At 68.5% G+C, this 18,378-nt stretch carries 19 protein-coding genes; 4 read left to right on the top strand and 15 right to left on the bottom strand.

All coding sequences use genetic code 11. From position 1 onward, the window contains the following. Nucleotide 1 precedes the first annotated feature (1 nt). The 10 genes from FS787_RS10745 to FS787_RS10700 form a co-directional block, all read right to left on the bottom strand. Nucleotides 2-661, bottom strand: a complete 660-nt coding sequence (locus tag FS787_RS10745) for a 3-oxoacid CoA-transferase subunit A (RefSeq protein WP_144672398.1) — start codon at nt 659-661, stop codon at nt 2-4. Nucleotides 662-664: 3 nt separating this feature from the next. Further along, nucleotides 665-1,924 (bottom strand): thiolase family protein, encoded by a 1,260-nt coding sequence (locus FS787_RS10740; RefSeq protein ID WP_144672397.1) that lies wholly within the window; start codon nt 1,922-1,924, stop codon nt 665-667. Then, nucleotides 1,921-2,418, bottom strand: coding sequence for a 4-carboxymuconolactone decarboxylase (gene pcaC, locus FS787_RS10735; RefSeq protein WP_144672396.1), 498 nt, complete (start codon nt 2,416-2,418; stop codon nt 1,921-1,923). Before pcaC ends, FS787_RS10740 begins: the two co-directional genes overlap by 4 nt. Then, nucleotides 2,415-3,233, bottom strand: a complete 819-nt coding sequence (locus FS787_RS10730; RefSeq protein WP_144672395.1) for an alpha/beta fold hydrolase — start codon at nt 3,231-3,233, stop codon at nt 2,415-2,417. The genes pcaC and FS787_RS10730 overlap by 4 nt, the downstream gene beginning before the upstream one ends. Continuing rightward, on the bottom strand, nt 3,226-4,749 hold the full coding sequence (locus tag FS787_RS10725; RefSeq protein WP_144672527.1) for a lyase family protein: 1,524 nt from the start codon (nt 4,747-4,749) through the stop codon (nt 3,226-3,228). Before FS787_RS10725 ends, FS787_RS10730 begins: the two co-directional genes overlap by 8 nt. A gap of 77 nt (nt 4,750-4,826) precedes the next feature. Beyond that, a complete protein-coding gene (gene pcaG, locus FS787_RS10720) occupies nt 4,827-5,417 on the bottom strand; it encodes a protocatechuate 3,4-dioxygenase subunit alpha (RefSeq protein ID WP_144672394.1) in 591 nt (196 codons plus the stop codon). After that, nucleotides 5,410-6,306 carry a protocatechuate 3,4-dioxygenase subunit beta gene (pcaH, locus tag FS787_RS10715; protein ID WP_395940337.1) on the bottom strand — a complete coding sequence of 299 codons (897 nt, stop codon included), beginning with the start codon at nt 6,304-6,306 and terminating at the stop codon, nt 5,410-5,412. Before pcaH ends, pcaG begins: the two co-directional genes overlap by 8 nt. Before the next feature lie 47 nt (nt 6,307-6,353). Beyond that, a complete protein-coding gene (locus tag FS787_RS10710) occupies nt 6,354-8,324 on the bottom strand; it encodes a bifunctional sugar phosphate isomerase/epimerase/4-hydroxyphenylpyruvate dioxygenase family protein (RefSeq protein ID WP_144672393.1) in 1,971 nt (656 codons plus the stop codon). Beyond that, nucleotides 8,324-9,205: a shikimate dehydrogenase gene (locus FS787_RS10705; protein ID WP_144672392.1), complete on the bottom strand. Its 882-nt coding sequence runs from the start codon at nt 9,203-9,205 to the stop codon at nt 8,324-8,326. Before FS787_RS10705 ends, FS787_RS10710 begins: the two co-directional genes overlap by 1 nt. A 150-nt stretch (nt 9,206-9,355) precedes the next feature. Beyond that, nucleotides 9,356-10,222 (bottom strand): IclR family transcriptional regulator, encoded by an 867-nt coding sequence (locus FS787_RS10700; protein WP_144672391.1) that lies wholly within the window; start codon nt 10,220-10,222, stop codon nt 9,356-9,358. Nucleotides 10,223-10,447: 225 nt separating this feature from the next. Between FS787_RS10700 and FS787_RS10695 the strand changes: the two genes are divergently transcribed. Next, nucleotides 10,448-11,767, top strand: a complete 1,320-nt coding sequence (locus tag FS787_RS10695; protein WP_144672390.1) for an MFS transporter — start codon at nt 10,448-10,450, stop codon at nt 11,765-11,767. Between the two features lie 102 nt (nt 11,768-11,869). On the opposite strand, the gene FS787_RS10690 is transcribed toward FS787_RS10695, so the two are convergent. Further along, the gene (locus FS787_RS10690) at nt 11,870-12,946 is read right to left on the bottom strand and encodes an ATP-dependent DNA ligase (protein ID WP_144672389.1); all 1,077 of its coding nucleotides are present in this window, start codon (nt 12,944-12,946) and stop codon (nt 11,870-11,872) included. 94 nt (nt 12,947-13,040) lie between these two features. Between FS787_RS10690 and FS787_RS10685 the strand changes: the two genes are divergently transcribed. The 3 genes from FS787_RS10685 (at nt 13,041) to FS787_RS10675 (ending at nt 16,145) form a co-directional block, all read left to right on the top strand. Then, nucleotides 13,041-14,036: a TIGR03885 family FMN-dependent LLM class oxidoreductase gene (locus FS787_RS10685; RefSeq protein ID WP_144672388.1), complete on the top strand. Its 996-nt coding sequence runs from the start codon at nt 13,041-13,043 to the stop codon at nt 14,034-14,036. After that, the gene (locus tag FS787_RS10680; protein WP_144672387.1) at nt 14,033-15,727 is read left to right on the top strand and encodes an alpha-amylase family protein; all 1,695 of its coding nucleotides are present in this window, start codon (nt 14,033-14,035) and stop codon (nt 15,725-15,727) included. The genes FS787_RS10685 and FS787_RS10680 overlap by 4 nt, the downstream gene beginning before the upstream one ends. A gap of 181 nt (nt 15,728-15,908) precedes the next feature. After that, nucleotides 15,909-16,145, top strand: a complete 237-nt coding sequence (locus FS787_RS10675) for a hypothetical protein (RefSeq protein WP_056428911.1) — start codon at nt 15,909-15,911, stop codon at nt 16,143-16,145. Between the two features lie 5 nt (nt 16,146-16,150). Here the strand turns inward: FS787_RS10675 and FS787_RS10670 are convergent, their stop codons facing one another. The 4 genes from FS787_RS10670 to FS787_RS10655 all read right to left on the bottom strand — a co-directional run bounded on the left by FS787_RS10670 (nt 16,151) and on the right by FS787_RS10655 (nt 18,323). Continuing rightward, nucleotides 16,151-16,438 carry a MoaD/ThiS family protein gene (locus FS787_RS10670; RefSeq protein WP_144672386.1) on the bottom strand — a complete coding sequence of 96 codons (288 nt, stop codon included), beginning with the start codon at nt 16,436-16,438 and terminating at the stop codon, nt 16,151-16,153. Nucleotides 16,439-16,443: 5 nt separating this feature from the next. Further along, complete coding sequence (locus FS787_RS10665; RefSeq protein ID WP_260982500.1) at nt 16,444-17,634, bottom strand: sialidase family protein; 1,191 nt, start codon at nt 17,632-17,634, stop codon at nt 16,444-16,446. Nucleotides 17,635-17,694: 60 nt separating this feature from the next. Beyond that, the gene (locus FS787_RS10660; RefSeq protein WP_144672385.1) at nt 17,695-17,895 is read right to left on the bottom strand and encodes a hypothetical protein; all 201 of its coding nucleotides are present in this window, start codon (nt 17,893-17,895) and stop codon (nt 17,695-17,697) included. 77 nt (nt 17,896-17,972) lie between these two features. Then, nucleotides 17,973-18,323: a metalloregulator ArsR/SmtB family transcription factor gene (locus tag FS787_RS10655; RefSeq protein ID WP_144672384.1), complete on the bottom strand. Its 351-nt coding sequence runs from the start codon at nt 18,321-18,323 to the stop codon at nt 17,973-17,975. Nucleotides 18,324-18,378: the final 55 nt, after the last annotated feature.

The following is an 18,378-nucleotide window of genomic DNA, read 5'->3' as shown; positions in this document are numbered from 1 at the left end:
GTCAGGCCACCTTCACAATGCTGTTGACGTAGATGCCGGGGGTCACGATGGTTTCCGGGTCGAGGTCTCCGGTGGGGACGATCCGGGACACCTGGACGATGGTGTGTTTGGCCGCGGCGGCCATGATCGGGCCGAAGTTGCGGGCTGTCTTCCGGTAGACGAGGTTGCCCTTGCCGTCGGCCGTGAGCGCTTTGATGAGGGCGACGTCGGCGTGGATGGCGGTCTCGAAGACCTGGCCGCGGCCGTCCAGGATCCGGGTTTCCTTTCCTTCGGCCAGCATGGTGCCGTAGCCGGTGGGGGTGAAGAAGCCGCCGATCCCGGCGCCCGCGGCGCGGATCCGTTCGGCGAGGTTGCCCTGCGGGACGAGTTCGAGTTCGATCTCGCCGGCGCGGAACTTCGCGTCGAAGTGCCAGGAGTCGGACTGCCGCGGGAAGGAGCAGATCATTTTCTTCACCCGCCCTTCCTTGATCAGCACCGCGAGGCCCTGGTCGCCCTGGCCGGCGTTGTTGTTGACCACGGTGAGGTCCCTGGCGCCGCAGTCCATCAGGGCGTCGATGAGTTCGAACGGCTGACCGGCGTTGCCGAATCCTCCGATCATCACGGTGGAGCCGTCCCGGATGCCCGCGACGGCCTCGTTGACGGTCTCGGGAAAGTTCAGCATGTCCTAGCCCTTTACTGGTTTTGCCGGCGGCTGCGTTTCTGCCGGTGTTTTCGACGATGTTTTTGCCGGGGCGGCGGATGAGGTGACGTTTTCGAGCACGACGGCGAGGCCCTGGCCGACGCCGATGCAGATCGCGGCGACGCCCCAGCGCTGCCCGGACGCCTGCAGGGAACGGGCGAGCGTGCCGAGGATGCGGCCGCCGGAGGCGCCCAGCGGGTGGCCCATGGCGATGGCTCCGCCGTGCCGGTTCACGATGGAGTGGTCGATGTCCCAGGCATTGATGCAGGCCAGGGACTGCGCGGCGAAGGCTTCGTTGAGTTCGACGGCGCCCACCTGGTCCCAGCCGATGCCGGCTTTGGCGAGGGCTTTGTTCGCGGCTTCCACGGGGGCGTAGCCGAAAAACTGCGGATCGTTGGCGTGCGCGCCGCGGCCGGCGATGCGGGCCAGCGGCTCCATCCCCAGGATCCCCGCGGCGTTTTCCGAGCCGAGCCAGGCCGCGGAGGCGCCGTCGGACAGCGGGGAGGCGTTCCCGGCGGTGACGGTGCCGTCGTCGGTCCGGAACACGGTTTTGAGGCCGGCGAGCTTCTCCGCCGTGGATCCGGCGCGGATGCCTTCGTCGCGGACCAGGTCCGTGCCCGGGACCGGGGTGACGAGCCCGTCATAGAACCCCTCGTCCCAGGCAGCGGCGGCAAGGTTGTGCGAGTTGGCCGAGAATTCATCCTGCGCCTCGCGGGTGACACCGTACTTCTCGCGGAGCCGCTCGGTGGCCTCGCCCAGGGACACGGTCCAGTCCGGCCGCATGGCCTTGTTGACCAGCCGCCAGCCCAGGGTGGTGGAGACCAGGGTCATGTCCCCGGCCGGGTAGGGCTTCTCGGTCTTGGGCAGCACCCAGGGGGCGCGGGACATGGATTCGGCGCCGCCGGCCAGCATCAGCTCCGCGTCGCCGGTGTTGATCTGGCGGGAGGCGATGATCGCCGCGTCCAGGGACGAGCCGCAGAGCCGGTTGACGGTGGTGCCGGGAACCGACACGGGAAGCCCGGCCAGGAGGGTGCCCATCCGGGCGATGTTGCGGTTCTCCTCGCCGGCGCCGTTGGCGTTGCCGAAGACCACCTCGTCGATGCGTTCGACGTCGAGGTCCGGGGCACGCTTCACGGCTTCGCGGATCACGTGGGCGGCGAGGTCGTCCGGACGGACGCCGGCGAGTCCGCCGCCGAACTTGCCGAAGGGGGTCCTGACGGCATCGTAGATGTAGGCCTGGTTCACGGCGTCTTGTCCGATCCTGTGTCGACTTCTGTAGTGTCCCTGGCGGGGGTGTCCATCGACTGGAACACCTGCTGGGCGGTCTTGAAGGCGGTGTTGGCGGAGGGGACGCCGCAGTAGATCGCGGTCTGGAGCAGGATTTCCTTGATCTCATCCCGGCTCAGGCCGTTGTTGATGGCGGCGCGGATATGCATGGCCAGTTCTTCCCAGTGCCCGTGGGCCACCATGGCGGTAAGGGTGACCGCCGAGCGCATTTGGCGGCTCAGGCCCGGTCTGGTCCAGATGCCGCCCCAGGCGATCCGGGTGATCATGTCCTGGAAGTCCTCGGTGAAGGAATCCTTGGCGGCGTTGGCGCGGTCCACGTGTTCGGTGCCGAGCACCTCGCGGCGGACCACCATGCCGTCGTCGTAGATCTCCTGACTGGTGGCGTCCGGCTGGACTGCTCCATGCCGTTCCGGCCCGGTCCGCGCCGCGCCGCTGAGATCTGCGCCCGTCATTTTCCTGCTCCGGTGGATTCGGTCCAGGTGATCAGGCTGCGCAGCAGTTCGGCCACGTGGCCTGGGGCCTCGAAGGGGGCCAGGTGGGCCACACCCTCGAGGGTCGCCGCGTTCGCTGTGCCGCCGCCGGAAGTGATTCCTTCGACGATCTCCGCGGCCATCGACGGCGGGGCAACATTGTCCAGGGCCCCGGCGAGGGCCTGGGTGGGGACGCTGATGCTGCCCAGCTGGTCCCGGACGTCGAAGCCGGCGAGGGCTTCGCAGCAGAAGGCGTAGCTGAAGCGGTCGGCGTCGCGCAGGCTGTGCAGCAGGCGGCTGCTGAGTTCGGGCTGGTGCTCCATAAAGCCGGGTGCAAACCAGCGCTGGGCCGATCCCTGGATCATCACCGGCGTTCCCTGCGTGCGGACGGTCTCCGCACGCTCCAGCCAGCCCTCCGGCGTGCCCAGTTTGGCCCCGGCGCACTGCACGGACAGGCTCTTGAGGCGGTGTCCATGCTTGATGCCCAGCTGCAGCCCGGTGGCACCGCCCAGCGAGACCCCGGCGTAGTGGAACCGCGCGCCGGGAGCGATCGAATCGACCAATTCGACGACGGCGTCGGCCAGGTCGGCCACCGTGAACGGCTCCGCCGCGGCCGGTGAGATGCCGTGCCCGGGCAGGTCCCAGGCGACAACGTCGACGTCGTCCCCGAGCAGGGCGCCGGCCTGGGCCCACAGCAGCGTGGACGTGCCCAGGGAGGGGCCGGCCACGAGGAGGGGTTTGTCCCCCAGCGGGCGCTGGGGCGAGAGCAGTACTGCCTTGACTGTGGGTCTAGCCACGGGAGGCTCCGTTCAGGTCGGGGATCGGTAACGGCGTGTGGACTCCGGCGTCGGCGTCGGCGTCGGCGTGGCTGGCGCTGGCGCTGGCGCTGTAGTCCGGGTAGGCCGCGAGGATGCGGCGGGAGATGTCGGCGGCCTGGCCGAGGTAGTTGGCCGGATCGAGCAGTTCCTCGAGCCGGGCATCGGAGAGCAGCGCAGGCGGGACAGCGTCGCGGAGCAGCCGCCGGTAGGTGGCGGCCTGTTCGGCGGCCGGGACCTGAAGCGTCTGGTCCACGACGGACTGCAGCAGCCGCTTGCCGTCCGCGGCGGACTGTCCGGCCCCTGACTGTCCGGCCGCAGACTTTCCGGCCAGGAGCGGTGCGACCGCGGCCGAGACGGCTTCACTGAGCAGCAGCGGTCCGGCAAGGTCCAGGTTGCGCCGCATGGCCCCGGGGAAAACCTGCAGGCCTTCGGCAAGTTCCCGCAGCTGGACGGAGGCTCCGAGGCCCAGGCGGAGGAGCTGGCGGAGGGCCGGCCATTCGCTGTGCCAGGCGCCGTCGGGGCGTTCATCGTTGAAGTTGGCGGCAGCCAGGTGCAGCTGGGCGGCCTGGCCGGGGGCCTGCAGGGCGGCGCTGCGGACCAGCACGGACAGCACCGGGTTCTGCTTCTGCGGCATGGCCGAGGACCCTCCCCGTCCCGCGGCGCGTGGCTCGGCGAGCTCGGCGACCTCCGGGCGGCTCAGGAACAGCACGTCGGAGGCGACCTTTCCCGCCGCGTCGGTCACGGCGGCCAGGGCATCGCCGAGGGATGTGACGGCGAGGCGGTTGGTGTGCCACGGGGCCGGCACGGCGGCGAGGCCGAGTTCTGCGGCCAGCCGGTCGGACAGATCAAAGGGGCTGAGGTCCGAGCCCGCCGTCAGGACGGTGCCGGCCGCCAGTGTCCCGGCAGCCCCTCCGGTCTGCACGGGGAACTTGAGCGCCTCGAGGCGGCGTGCGGCGGCGGCGAGGCCGTGGAACCATTGGGCCGCCTTGAGCCCGAAGCTGAACGGCAGGGAGTGCTGGGTGAGGCTGCGGCCCACGCAGAGCGTGTCCGCGTGCTGTTCCGCGAGGGCGGCCAGCGCCGCCGTCGCTGCCTTCAGCTCGGTGAGCAGACCGCGGACGGCGTCCCTGGCGAGGAGGATCAGGGCTGAATCGAGCACGTCCTGGCTGGTCAGCGAGGTGTGCACGGCCTGTCCCGCCCCGATCCCCGCGGTATCAAGGGCCGCAACCTGCCCGCGCAGGTCCGCCAGCAGCGGGATCACCGGGTTGGCGCCGCCCTGGGCACGCACCGCAAGGTCCGGGAGGTCGTAGCGGCTCACATCGGCGGCCACGGCCACCACTGCGGCGGATCCGGCGGGCGCCAGGGACGCGCCTTCCAGGACCGTGGCCCACGCAGCCTCCACCCGGAGAATGGCGGCCAGGACGGCCCGGTCCCCGGTCAGCGCCGCCACGAGCGGCGACGCCGAGACGGGACTCAGCAGTCCAAAGTCACCGTGCAGTCCAAAGTCACCATGCAGTCCAAAGTCACCCTGGAGGCCGGCGTTGCCCGCCGTGTCTCCGTTGCTTTCATGAGGGGTCACTTTGAGGCGCCCTCGGGGCCGGCACCTTCAAAATCAAGGAACACGGTTTCTCCCTCGCCCTGGAGCCGGATGTCCCAGGTCAGGCCGCCGTCGGCGTCGCGGCGTGCGATCAGCGTCCTGCGGCGCTCCGGGTCAAGGGAGCGGAGCAGGGGGTCGGCGGCCAGGGCGGCCTCGTCCTCCGGCAGGTAGATCCGGGTGAAGAGCCGGTTCATGAGGCCGCGGGCGAAAACCGCCACGGCGATGAACGGTGCCGCGCCTTCCTCGGTGGGGCCGGGGTTCACCGTGGTGAAGGTGAAGACACCGGTGTTGCCGACCGCGCTGCGGCCGAAGCCGGTGAAGGTGTAGCCGTCGCGGACCAGGGAGCCCGTGCGGTTGGGGACCTTGCCGTCGGCATCGGCCTGCCAGATTTCCAGGATCGCGTCAGGGATGGGGTGACCGGCGCCGTCGTAGACAGTGCCCTGCAGGCGGATGGAGCCCGGGGAGCCGGGGGCCAGCAGTTCGCGGTCTTTGGCGTAGGGCAGGGCGTAGCCGTAGAACGGGCCCACGGTCTGGCCCGGGGTCGGAATCAGTTTGGTGGGGTTACTCATGGTCGTCTCCTTCTGCGCCCAGGGCCTCGTTCTCTGTCCAGGTCCGCTTGGACCCGGTCAGGACGATGTCCCAGTTGTAGGCCAGGGCCCATTCGGGTTGAGTCTGCTCGTGGTTGTAGGTGGCGACGAGCCGGTCGCGGGCGTCCCGGTCCACGATCGACTGGTAAATCGGGTCCAGCGGGAAGAGCTGGTCACCGGGGAAGTACATCTGGGTGACAATCCGCTGGGTGAACTCCTGGCCGAACAGGGAGAAGTGGATGTGGGCCGGGCGCCAGGCGTTCAGGTGGTTCTTCCACGGGTAGGCACCGGGCTTGATGGTGGTGAAACTGTAGGAGCCGTCGGCGCCGGTGATGCAGCGGCCGACGCCGGTGAAGTTGGGGTCCAGCGGGGCGGGGTGCTGGTCCCGCTTGTGGATGTAGCGGCCGGCGGAGTTCGCCTGCCAGATCTCGACGAGCTGGCCTGCGACCGGACGGCCGTCGCCGTCGAGGACCCGGCCGGAGACGACGATGCGTTCGCCCAGCGGTTCCCCGCCGTGCTGGATGGTGAGGTCCGCCTCCAGCGCGTGCACGTCCATGTGCCCGAATGCGGGAGAGTGCAGCTCGATGGTCTCCGGGTCCGCGTGATGCAGGTCCTTGGTGGGGTGGCGCAGGACGCTGCTGCGGTACGGTGCGTAGTCCAGCCGCGGCTGGATCTCTGCCGGGGCGCCGTTCCTGAGGGCCTGGGCGTAGGCGTCGCCGAGGGCCTTCATTTCGGCGCTGAGATCGGCCTGCGACTCAGCGGCGGCGTCCAGCGGGGCGTAGGTCTTTGGTGCGGCCTCCGTGGCGGCGTCGGACACGTCCTCGGTGAGCGGATCCGCGTTATAGGTTTCAAGGTTGAACTCTTCAGGCACAGCAGCCTCCTTTCGTGGGTGTGGGTGTTGTCGGTCAGGGAGTCTGGTCAGCGGGTGGGGGTCAGCTTATGCAGGTGGTCGTACTGCACGGCGTGCCGCACCGGGGCGTTGGGCGCGCCGTAGCCGTCATAGGTTCCGCGGCGCTCCACCATTTCGAAGAAGACGCTGCCCACGGTGGCGGTGTAGAAGTGCAGGAATTCGCCGTCGGCGTCGCGGTCGTAGAGGAGGTTGAGCTCCCGGAGGGTCGCCAGGAAGGCGGGGTCCAGGCCGAACCGGGCGTCGAGGTCCTCGTAGTAGTTCGCCGGGATCCGGAGGAAGTCCAGGCCGCGTCCCTTGGCGGCGCGGGCGGTCGCGACGAGGTCATCCACCGCGAAGGCGATGTGTTCCTGGTAGGTGCGGTGCTGGCCGGTGTCCTCCGGGCCGGGGCCGGCGGTTCCGTCCGGGGCGGCGCCTTCGCGCTGGATCAGCGGGGCCAGGTTCAGCACGAGGCGGACGCCGCGGTCGCGGGTGAGCATCACCTGGGACCGGACCAGACCGGTGGGGCTGGCGACTTCCGCGTACGGTTGCGGCTCCAGGGCCAGGGCGCTGGTGTAGAAAAGGACAGCCTCGTCGAAGTGCTGCCAGGGCTGGGCGAGGTTGACGTGGTCGATGACCGCATTCCGGGACCCTGCCGTGCCGGCGGGGGCTTCGCGCCCCTCGCCGAATTCGCGGGTCCACACGGCGGTCCCGTCGGGGCTGCCCTGGCACAGGAAGATCTCGGTGGAGTCCGGGGCGGCGAAGCCCTGGAATATTTCCTCGTCGGCCTGGCTCTTGCGCGGCACGGCCGGGGCCTTGAGCTGCTGGGCCCGGGCGGCGGCGACGACGGGGGAATCGACGTCGAAGCCCAGGGCGGAAATGGCGGGCGCGATCGCTGCCCCGGAGGTGCGGGATTCCTGGGAGGGGTCCTCGTTGATGATCACGCGGGCGTGGCCCATGGTCCACAATTGCACGTTCTTCGTCCGGTGGCGCCCGTTGAAATCGAATCCCAGCTGGCCCAGCAGGGTTTCCAGGCCGGCGGTGTCCGCCGCCCTGACTTCGGCGAAGTTGAAGCCCGCGGGCTCGGCCACCTGCGGAAGCGTGGCGAGCTCCATCGCGTACCGGCGGCGGCCCGTCGCAGCGGTGCCGGCACCCCCCGCGCCGTTTCCGGCGGCCGGCTGCGCGTCCAGCCACTTGGCGCTTTGCTCCTCCAGCCAGATCAGCGACCGCATCGCGTCCACGGCGGTACGTTCGACGTCGGACTGCCGGAACACATCGTTGAAGACCTCCAGGGACACCGGGCCGGTGTAGCCGGCCCGGACCACATGTCCCATGAACTTGGCGAGCTCGAACTGGCCTTCGCCCGGGAACACCCGGTAGTGCCTGCTCCAGGAGAGCACATCCATGGACAGCTTGGGAGCGTCGGCCACTTGGACGAAGAAGATCTTCTCCGGGTTGAAGGATTCGATCGGGGCGGTGTCCGCGTCCCGGGACAGGATGTGGAACGAGTCCAGGCAGGTGCCCAGGTTGGGGTGGTCCACGGCTGCGACGAGCCGGTGCGCGTGCTCGTAGTCGTTGACGTATTTCCCCCACGCCAGTGCCTCGTAGGCCACTTTGACGCCGTGGTCCCGGGCCAGGGCCGCGAGGGCCGCGAGCTGTTCGGCCCGGAGCCCGTCGTCGTCGATGCTGGCGGTGGCAACGTTGGAGCAGACCAGGATGGTGTCCATGCCCAGGCGGGACATCAGGCGGAACTTGGCGTCCGCGCGGCGCAGGTTGGCGGCCAGCAGATCCTCCGGCACGCTGTCGAAGTCGCGGAACGGCTGGTACAGATCCAGGGTCAGGCCCAGGTCCGCGGCCATCGTGCGGACGTCCTCGGGGCTCAGCGGGGAGGTGACGAGGTCCTGTTCGAAGATTTCGATGCCGTCGAAACCCGCGGAGGCGCAGGCCTGCATCTTCTCCCGCAGGGTGCCGGAGAGGCAGACGGTGGCGATTCCCGTGCGCATCAGGCGGCCACCTCTTCGGCGGCGACGAGTTCCAGGAAATGCGCGCGCATCCGGTCCGCGTCGGCCTCCCGGCCGGTGAAGATCCGGAAGGCGTCAGCCGCCTGTCCCACGGCCATCCGGCCGCCGTCGAGCACTTCGCAGCCCTTGGCGCGGGCTTCACGGACCAGTTCGGTCTCGATCGGCCGGTACACAATGTCCGCCACCCAGTGCCGGGGTGTCACGAGGGACATGTCCAGCGGGACGCCGGGGTGGGCGGCCATGCCCACCGGGGTGCAGTGCACCAGGCCGTCGGCCAGCGGCATCAGCTGCGGAAGCTCCGGCGTCGACCGGGCGGTGACCAGCTGGTCCGGGAAGAATCCGGCCAGTTCCGTGGCACGGGCCGCGCAGCGGGCGGGATCGGTGTCCACCAGGTCCAGTTCCCGGACGCCGGCGGTGAGCAGGGCGTAGGCGACGGCGGAGCCGGCACCCCCGGCGCCCAGTTGCACCACACGGTTCAGCCTGGCTCCGGGCAGGCCGGTGGCGAGGGCGGCGGCAAACCCGGAGAAGTCGGTGTTATGGCCGATGAAACGGCCGTCCCGGATGGTCACCGTGTTGACTGCGCCGAGCCGCCGGGCGTCGGGGGTGACCTCGTCCAGATGCTCCAGCACCAGTTGTTTGCATGGATGGGTGATGTTCAGTCCGTTGAACCCCAGGCGGTAGGCGCCGGTCAGGAGCTCGCCGACGCTCTGGCCGGGAAGTCCCAGTTCGGTGAGGTCGATGGGGCGGTAGAGGTACCGGAGGCCCTGCACATCGCCTTCGCGTTCGTGCATGGGGGGCGTGAGGGACGGCATCACGCCGTCGCCTATCAGGCCCACGAGGAAGGACTCTGCTCGGTTGCTCATCCGTATAGCTCCTTTGACAACGGCACTCGGCGGGCGGGTTCGCAGGGGGCGACGGCCGCGGGCCGGGTGTTGGAAATTACAGTACCGCAAGTGTTCGCATGTTGCACTGTTGTTCTACTAGCGAACAACGGGGGACATTTCATGGGCGCCTCACTGCTGCGGCAGCCGGGCGGCCAGCTCGGCCGCAGCCGACTGGAGCAACGGAACCAGGGCCACCAGGGCCTCGACGCTCATCCTGAAGACCGGGACGGCGGTGGCCAGGGAGGCGAAGGCGGTGCCCTGGGCGTTGAAGACCGGAACGGCGACAGCCCGCATGCCCAGTTCGTTCTCTTGGTCCATCACGGCAAAGCCGCGCTGGCGGACCAGTTCGATCTCCGCTCGGAACGCCTCCCGGTCCGTGATGGAAAATTCGGTCAGCGGCTCCAGTTCAAGCTCGTCTACAAGCCGGCTGCGGGTGGCGTCGTCGGCGAAGGCCACGAGCGCCTTGCCGACGGAGGTGGTGTACAGGGCGCCCAGGTGTCCCGGGTCGCTCGTGACGCGGAAGGTCTGCGGGCCGTCCACCTTGTTGACGGTCAGGTGGTGATTGCCGTCCCGCACGGAGAGGATGGTGGCCTCGCCCGTCTCTTCCGTGACGCGCCGCAGGATCGGCAGGGCGGTTCCGGCGAACCCGTGGTGGTTGGACACGCGCTGCCCCAGCTGGAAGATCCGCAGGCCCAGGTGGTAGCGGCGCCCGTCCGGCTCGTAGTCCACGAAACCGTCCCGGGTCAGGGAGCCGAGCAGGCGGTACGTGGTGCTGAAGGGCAGTTCCGCCCTGCGGGACAGCTCCGCGGCGCTGGCACCGCGGGGCTCGTCGCCGAGCAGGACCAGCAGACCGAGGGCCTTGCCGACCATGTCCGTCCGGGAATCTTCCTTCGAACCTCCCTTGGACCCACTTCGCGGGGCTTTTGCGCCCTTGGCGGCAGGGGCTGGAGGGGCGGCGGCGGCCTCCGGCAATTCTGTGTCTTGATTCACACTCATAGCTCAATGCTCTCACATGGTGAGAGCTATTTCTAGATAGTGATTATTTTTCTTGACAGGTGACCGGCCTCACAGTGATGATTGCTATATCGCACAAGTAGCTCCCACCATGTGGCTACTCGTCCGGGTCTTTCCACGAAACTTCTGCGGCCGCACACTTAAAGCCAGCGGCGGCCGAGACCTTCCTGATCCATCCGCGACAATGTCGTCACACAAAGGAACACCATGAGCCAGACACTCCCGTCTACGACGCCGGGCACGGACGCACCGGCCGGGACGCCGAAGAAGGCAGCCCTCGCCAGTTTCCTGGGGAGCGCCGTCGAGTACTACGACTTCTTTATTTTCGGATCCGCCGCCGCGCTGATCTTCCCCACGGTCTTCTTCCCCGACGCCGGCGCCAACGCGGCGATCATGTCCTTCGCGACTTTCGGCTTCGCCTACGTCGCCCGGCCGGTGGGCGCCGTGATTCTGGGTCACTTCGGTGACCGGGTGGGCCGCCGCAAGGTCCTTATGTTCACCCTCCTGCTGATGGGCGCCTCAACGTTCGCGATCGGCTGCCTGCCGGACTTCAACACCATCGGCTGGTGGGCCCCGGCCCTGCTGGTGCTGGCGCGGCTCTGCCAGGGCCTCTCCGCTGCCGGCGAGCAGGCGGGTGCCTCGTCCATGACGCTGGAACACGCCCCGGACAACCGCCGTGCCTTCTTCACCTCCTGGACCTTGACGGGCACCCAGGGCGGCCAGATCCTCGCGGCCCTCGTCTTCATCCCCGTCCTGGCCCTGCCGGACGAGATCAAGTACGGCATCGGCTGGCGCATCCCGTTCTGGCTCAGCGCGGTCGTGGTAGTTGTTGCGTTCTTCATCCGCCGCACCCTGCACGAACCGCCGGCGTTCGAGGAAGCGCAGAAGAACGCCCAGATCTCCAAGCTCCCCGTCGCGGACCTGCTCAAGCACCACTGGCGCGATGTCCTCCGCGTCGTCGCCTGCGCCTTCATCGCGGCCGTCTCCACCGTGTTCGGTACGCTGGCCATCGCCTACGCCAAGAACGTCGCCGGCGTGGACGGCACCACCACCCTGTGGCTCGTCGTCGGCGCGAACTTCCTGGCCCTCGGCACCCAGCCGCTCTTCGGTATGCTCGCGGACCGGATCGGCCGTAAGCCGGTCTTCATCTACGGCGCCGTCGCCAGCGCCGTCCTGACGCCGGTGTTCCTGCTCAGCCTCGAGTCCGGCAGCGTGCCGCTGATGTTCCTGGCCGCCATCGGCTTCTTCTCCTTCGGCTACGCCGCCGCCAACTCTGTCTGGCCCGCGTTCTACGCCGAAATGTTCACCACCAAGGTCCGCTTCTCCGGCCTGGCCATCGGCACCCAGCTCGGTTTCCTGATGGCAGGCTTCGCCCCGGCGATCGTGGCAGCCATGGGCGGCACCAAGCCCGGGGGCTGGGTCCAGATCAGCATCTTCACCGCTGTCATCTGCCTGATCTCGGCCGTCTCGGCCCTGACCGCCAAGGAATCCTTCAAGATTCCCACCAAGAAGCTCGGCATCAAGTAGCCGCATTCAGCGTTCCGGCCCGGCTGCTCCGGGCCACACCTCCGGAAGCCCGGCGTGTTCCTCGGGACACGCCGGGCTTTTCCGTGTCCCCGGAGGGCCGGATCAGTCCCCTGCGGTACCCAGCACCGCGGCCAGATCGAATTTGACCGGCTCCTCGAGCTGTTCGTAGGTGCATGAACGCGGGTCCCGGTCCGGCCGCCACCGCACAAACTGCGTTGTGTGGCGGAACCGCTCGCCTTCCATGTGGTCGTACTTCACCTCCACCACCCGCTCCGGCCGAAGGGGAGTGAAGGAGAGGTCCTTTCCGCCGCTCCACCGGCTGCCCTCGGCGTTGCGCGGTGTACGGCTGCCGGCCTCCTGCCGGGCCCAGTCCCACGGGTGGTCCTCGAAGCTGGTCACCAGCGGCTGAAGTTCCTCGAAAAGCTCCTTGCGGCGCTGCAGCGGGAAGGCCCCCACCACGCCCACGTTGGCGAGTCGTCCGGCGTCGTCATAAAGTCCCAGCAGCAGCGAACCCACCCGGTCCGGGCCGGACGTGTGCACCCGGTACCCGGCGAGGACGCAGTCGGCGGTGCGTTCATGCTTGATCTTGAACATGGAGCGCTTGTCCGGCAGGTAGGGCCCGTCCAGTGGTTTGGCGACGATCCCGTCCAGCCCGGCCCCCTCGAACTGGTGGAACCATTCCCCGGCGGTTTCCCGGTCCCGGGTCGCGGCGGTTAGGTGGATCGGCGCCGCGCTCCCGGCGAGCACGCGTTCCAGGGCCCCGCGCCGCTCGGCGAAGGGCCGCCCGGTGAAGTCCTCGTCGTCGAGGGCCAGCAGATCGAACGCGACAAAGCTCGCCGGTGTCTGGTCGGCCAGCAGCCGGACGCGGCTCGCGGCGGGGTGGATCCGCTGCTGCAGGGCGTCGAAGTCGAGCCGGTCACCGGAGGCCCCGACCATGATGATCTCGCCGTCGAGCACACAGCGCGGCGGGAGGTTGGCCTTCAGCGCCTCGACCAGTTCCGGGAAGTAGCGGGTCAGCGGCTTGCCGTTGCGGCTGCCGATCTCCACGTCCCCGCCGTCGCGGAAGATAATGGACCGGAACCCGTCCCACTTCGGCTCGAACATCAGCGCGCCGTCGGGCAGGGACGGCACAGCCTTTGCCAGCATGGGCGCTACCGGGGGCATCAGGGGCAGTTGCATAGGCCCCATTCTGGTCCCGCCTGGCGCCGTCCGCCAGAGGCCGGCCGGGCAGGCCTTCCTCGACAACCCGCCGGGTCGACGGTAGACATGAACAATGGCTACCCTCGGTTTCCACGCATCCCATGAACAGATCAGCCCCGGCCGCCTCCTCAAGGACGTGCAGCTGGCCGAGCAGGCGGGCTTCGACGCCGCCATGTGCTCGGACCACATTGAGCCGTGGTCCGCCCGGCAGGGGCATTCCGGCTTTGCCTGGTCCTGGCTGGGGGCAGCCCTGGCCACCACCAAGTTGCGCTTCGGTGTGGTCACGGCGCCCGGGCAGCGCTACCACCCGGCGATCATCGCGCATGCGTCCGCCACGCTCGCGGACATGTTCCCCGGCCGGTTCTGGCTGGCGCCGGGCAGCGGCGAGTACATGAACGAGCACGTCACCGGGGAGGTCTGGCCGGACAAGGCGACCCGGCAGCAGCGCCTCGAGGAATCCGTCCAGATCATCCGCGAACTCCACGACGGCAAGGAAGTGACCCGGAACGGCCTGGTCACCGTCCAGCAGGCCAGGATCTGGGATGTGCCGGAGATCAAGCCGCCGCTCATCGCTCCTGCCGTCAGCGTGGAAACCGCGCGTCGCGGGGCGGCCTGGGCGGACGGGCTCGTGACGGTCAACCAGCCGCACGCGAAGCTGAAGGACATGCTCGCTGCCTACCGCGACGCCGGCGGCCGGGGCAAGGCCGTGCTGCAGGTGCACCTGTCGTGGGCGCCCACGGAACAGCAAGCCGTTGCGGTGGCCCTGGACCAGTGGCGCAGCAACGTCTTTACCCCGCCCATCCCCTGGGACCTCCCGACGGCGGCCCACTTCGACGGCGTCAGCGCCGACGTCGGCGAGGACCAGGTCCGCAAGGTGGTGAACATCTCCGCGGATACCGGGCAGCACGCGCAGTGGCTCGCCGAATATATCGACCTGGGCTTCGATGAGCTGTACCTGCACTTCGTGGGGCAGGAGCAGGCGCCGTTCATCGACACGTTCGCGGAACACGTGCTCCCGCAGCTTCGCGCGTCCGGGAGCCCGCGGCAGGGCCGGGAGGTGCTGCTGTGAGGATCGCTGAGACCTCGGACCTCTGGTGGAAAAACGCCGTCATCTACTGCCTGGACCCGGAGACGTTCTTCGACAGCGACGGCGACGGCACCGGGGATTTCGGCGGGCTGATCCAGCGCGTGGACTACCTCGCGGCCCTGGGCGTGACGTGCATCTGGCTCATGCCCTTCTACCCCACTCCGGACAAGGACGACGGCTACGACGTCACGGACCTGTACGGCGTGGACCGGCGGCTGGGCAATTTGGGCGACGTGGTGGAGTTCATCCGGACCGCGAAGGACCGGGGGATGCGCGTGATCGCGGACTTCGTCCTCAACCACACCTCGGACAAGCACCCTTGGTTCGTCGAGTCCCGCAAATCGGTGGACAACCCGTTCCGCGACTACTACGTCTGGCGCAAGGACACGCCCCCGGACACGTCGGAGCAGGTGGTGTTCCCCGGCGAGGAGACGTCCATCTGGACCCAGGACAAGGCCACCGGTGAGTGGTACCTGCACATGTTCGCCAAGCACCAGCCGGACCTCAACGTGGCGAATCCGAAGGTGCGGGACGAGATCGCCAAGTCCATGGGGTTCTGGCTGCAGCTGGGACTGGACGGCTTCCGCCTGGACGCGGTCCCGTTTTTCCTTGAGCTGCAGGGCACGTCCAAGGAAGACTCGGCGCTGGTCGACCCGCACGACTACCTCAGTGCGCTCCGCAGCTTCCTCAACCGCCGCAACGGCAGCGGTCTGCTGCTGGGCGAGGTCAACGTGCCCTACAAGGAGCAACAGAAGTACTTCGGCGGCGCGGCCGGGAACGAGCTGAACATGCAGTTCGACTTCCTGTCCATGCAAAACCTTTACTTGTCCCTCGCCCGGGAGGACGCCCGGCCGCTGGCCAAGTCACTCAGTTCCCGCCCGAAGATCCATCCGGACAACCAGTGGGCCATGTTTGTCCGGAACCACGACGAACTGACCCTGGACAAGCTCAGCGATGCCGAGCGCGAGGAGGTTTTTGCCGCGTTCGGTCCGGACGAGGACATGCAGATGTACGGCCGCGGCCTGCGCCGCAGGCTGCCCACCATGCTCGACGGCGACCCCGCCCGGATCCGGATGGTCTATTCACTGCTGTTTGCGCTGCCCGGAACGCCGGTGCTCTTCTACGGCGAGGAAATCGGCATGGGAGAGGACCTCTCGGCGAAGGGCCGCTCGGCCGTGCGTTCCCCCATGCAATGGAATGACACCGAAAACGGCGGATTCTCGACCGCCGCCCAAAAGGACCTCGTGGCGCAGGTGGTGGACGGCTACTTCGGGCCGAAGACCGTCAACGCCGCCGCTGCCAAGCGGGACCCGGAGTCGCTGTGGAACTTCATGGCAACCCTGATCCAGCGCTACCGGGAAAGCCCCGAACTGGGGTGGGGCGACTACGAGCTCATCAAACAGCCCGCCGCGAAGGTTCTTCTGCACCGGTGTTCGTGGGGCGGCTCCACGGTGGTCCTGGCCCACAACTTCGGGGCGGAACCAGCCTCGGTGGCCGCGAACGTCAGCCCGGCTGCTGACGCGGCGTCCGGTTTCGAGGGCGCCTACCTGCGGGACCTCCTGGACGGCCAGGACATCGAACTGGCGGACGACGGCGGTTTCGAGCTGGAGCTGGGCCGGTACGGCTACCGGTGGTTCCGGGTCCAGCACCCGGGCGAACGCTACATGCCCTGAGCCGCCGGGCCCCCAGCCACCTTGACCGTCATAATCCACGCCCGGCCCGGCGCCGGTAACTCCCCCGGCGTCGGACGCTTACCCACGTCTTACCGGGCCGAAACGCGGCGGCAACATTGGCGCAGGACACTGGAAGTGCCGGCAAGAGCAGGCACCACTCTCCAGTCCAGGAGGCCCCGCCATGTTGAAGGAAGCCAACGCCCATGTAACCCGTATCCGTGCCCTGGATCAGCTGCACCGCGGCGACGAGATCGAGGCCCGGCTGAAGGTCGGCCCGAATTACGACGACGTTGTGATCCGCCGCGGCAGCGTCCAGGAAACCGCGCCGGGAATCGGCGTCGTCTGGATCATGGACCGGCAGTCCGGCACGCGGAAAGCCATCAACACGGACGAGTGCAGCCTCTGGCGGGTCGCCTGAGGCGTCTAGCCTCCCGCGACGGACTGGATGATCAGGACCTCCCCGCCGGGTAGAACCTCGGTGGCCAGGCCCTGCAGGCGGCGGATTTCATTCCCGTTGACGTATATATTCACGTAGCGTCGGATCGCCCCGGTCTCATCCCGCAGCCGCCTCGACAGCGCCGGGTACTGCCCGGTCACCTCGTCCAGCACACCCTCCACCGTCACCGCCGAGTCGGCGGGCGCAGTCAGGAAGGACTGCCCGCCGGCCAGCGGCTGGAGCACACTGGGCAGCACCACACTGATTCCGGGCACGCGACTCAGGCGCCCGCCGCGGACCCGGACGACGCGGACCCGGACGACGCCCCAGACAAGGCTGCATCCGACAGGGCGGCCTCCGACAAACCGGCGCCGGACACGGCCGCGACGCGAACGCACAGCACGTCCGGCAGGTGCGAGGCCACCTCGGCGAAGTGTTCGCCCTCGTCGGCGCTGGCGTAGACGCTGCCGCCACGGGTCCCGAAGTACACGCCGGCCGGCTCTGCCGTGTCAACGCAGGCGGCGTCCCGAAGGACGGCATTGAATTCCTTTTCGGGGAGTCCGGCATCCAAGCGCTTCCAGGTGGCGCCGGCGTCGTCGGTCCGGTGGACCGCGAGTCTGCCCTCCGGGGGGATCCGCTCGCCGTCAGCCTTGAGCGGGATCACCCAGGCGGTGCCGGCCCGCCCGGGGTGGGTGAGCATCACGAAACCGAAGTCCGCCGGCAAGCCGTCCGCGATGGATTCCCAGTTCTCGGCGTCGTCGTCACTGCGGTAGACGCCGTGGTGGTTCTGCGCGTAGAGGCGGCCCTCGACGGCGGAATCGGCCGCGATCTTGTGCACGCACTGGCCGAATTCCGGGTTGGGATCGGGCATGAAGTAGGCCGAGATTCCCTTGTTGCGCGGCTCCCAGGAGCTCCCGCCGTCCAGGGAACGGTAGACACCGCCGGTGCTCATCGCGACGTGGACCTTCTCTCCGGTGTGGTCAACCACAATCGAGTGCGCCGCGGCGCCGCCGTAACCGGCCCCCCATTCGCCGCGGTGCGGGTGGTCCCAGAGCCCGCGATTCAGTTCGAAGTGTTCGCCGCCGTCGGTGGACTTCCAGACCGAGATCGGCTCGCAGCCGGCCCAGACGACGCCGGGACGGGACTCGGCGTCGGGATGGATCTGCCAGACGCGCTCCAGGGCCGCGTCGGTGCCCTCAGGGAAGCGGATGGCTCCCTGTTCGGGCTCGTTCCACGTTTCACCCAGGTCATCGGAGTGGAAAACGGTGGGACCCCAGTGCTCGGAACGGACTCCGACCAGGATCCGGGTCCGGCCGTCACGGGTGTCGATGCCGATGCTGGGGACTTCGCTCATCAGGAAATGCGGGCCGGAAAGGGACCAGTCTTTGCGGTCCGGGCTCGTCGCCAGCCAGAGGCCTTTTTTGGTGCCGATCGCCAGGACATAACTCTCTGCGGTAGCCATGCCCCCCATGCAACCACCCCGGGAAGATGGCCGCAATGGTTTTCCCGCGCCGGATCGGGTCCGTTTTTGTCAGTCGACGAATTCCGACTGAGTCTCGATGAAGTCCCAGTCGGCGTCGGTCAGGACACCGGACACATCATCCGGGTGGGGTCCGCCGGCCTCGGCAATCCCCTGCAGCACGGGCAGCGGCAACTCTTCGGCGCGCAGGTTTTCCCGCAGCCACTCCTTGCTCGCCAGATCCAGATCCAGCCACCACATGAAGATCTCCACGGCGGTCACCCTTTCCTCAGTTCTTCAACGTTAGGCCCCGTACCGCAGCTGTTCAAGAGCCGCCCGGCTCTGGCGGCCTACAGCTCAGCGAGCACGCCCGCGGTCCGCTCGAGCGCGCCGGGCACCAGGGAGTAGTAGGCCCAGGTCCCCCGCTTTTCGCGGTGCAGCAGGCCGGCATCGACCAGGATCTTGAGGTGGTGGGATACCGTCGGCTGACCGAGGTCCAGGGGTTCGGTGAGATCGCAGACGCAGGCCTCTCCGCCGTCGGACGCTTTGACGATGGACAGCAGCCGCAGGCGGTTCGGGTCGGCCAGGGCCTTGAAGAGCTGGGCCTTGCCCTGCGCCTCCTCGGGGCCCAGGACGGGCAACCCGGACGAGGTGCAGCACGCGGCCGCCGACGCTGGCTCAACAATCTGGAGTGCTGTCATACATCCATTATGCACCTATATTGACAGGCGTCGATATATGGGGCGATACTCGGCA

It is taken from the genome of Arthrobacter sp. U41 (assembly GCF_007679325.1).
Classification (GTDB): Bacteria; Actinomycetota; Actinomycetes; order Actinomycetales; family Micrococcaceae; genus Arthrobacter.
Note: the sequence above shows the minus strand (reverse complement) of the source record. Positions and strands in the feature narration are given on the sequence as shown.

Coding starts and splice junctions, on each gene's coding strand:
- FS787_RS10745 (WP_144672398.1), bottom strand. CDS start 661: ATGCTGAACTTTCCCGAGACCGTCAACGAGGCCGTCGCGGGCATCCGG.
- pcaC (WP_144672396.1), bottom strand. CDS start 2,418: ATGACGGGCGCAGATCTCAGCGGCGCGGCGCGGACCGGGCCGGAACGG.
- pcaG (WP_144672394.1), bottom strand. CDS start 5,417: ATGAGTAACCCCACCAAACTGATTCCGACCCCGGGCCAGACCGTGGGC.
- FS787_RS10710 (WP_144672393.1), bottom strand. CDS start 8,324: ATGCGCACGGGAATCGCCACCGTCTGCCTCTCCGGCACCCTGCGGGAG.
- FS787_RS10705 (WP_144672392.1), bottom strand. CDS start 9,205: ATGAGCAACCGAGCAGAGTCCTTCCTCGTGGGCCTGATAGGCGACGGC.
- FS787_RS10700 (WP_144672391.1), bottom strand. CDS start 10,222: ATGAGTGTGAATCAAGACACAGAATTGCCGGAGGCCGCCGCCGCCCCT.
- FS787_RS10695 (WP_144672390.1), top strand. CDS start 10,448: ATGAGCCAGACACTCCCGTCTACGACGCCGGGCACGGACGCACCGGCC.
- FS787_RS10690 (WP_144672389.1), bottom strand. CDS start 12,946: ATGCAACTGCCCCTGATGCCCCCGGTAGCGCCCATGCTGGCAAAGGCT.
- FS787_RS10685 (WP_144672388.1), top strand. CDS start 13,041: ATGGCTACCCTCGGTTTCCACGCATCCCATGAACAGATCAGCCCCGGC.
- FS787_RS10675 (WP_056428911.1), top strand. CDS start 15,909: ATGTTGAAGGAAGCCAACGCCCATGTAACCCGTATCCGTGCCCTGGAT.
- FS787_RS10665 (WP_260982500.1), bottom strand. CDS start 17,634: ATGGGGGGCATGGCTACCGCAGAGAGTTATGTCCTGGCGATCGGCACC.
- FS787_RS10655 (WP_144672384.1), bottom strand. CDS start 18,323: ATGACAGCACTCCAGATTGTTGAGCCAGCGTCGGCGGCCGCGTGCTGC.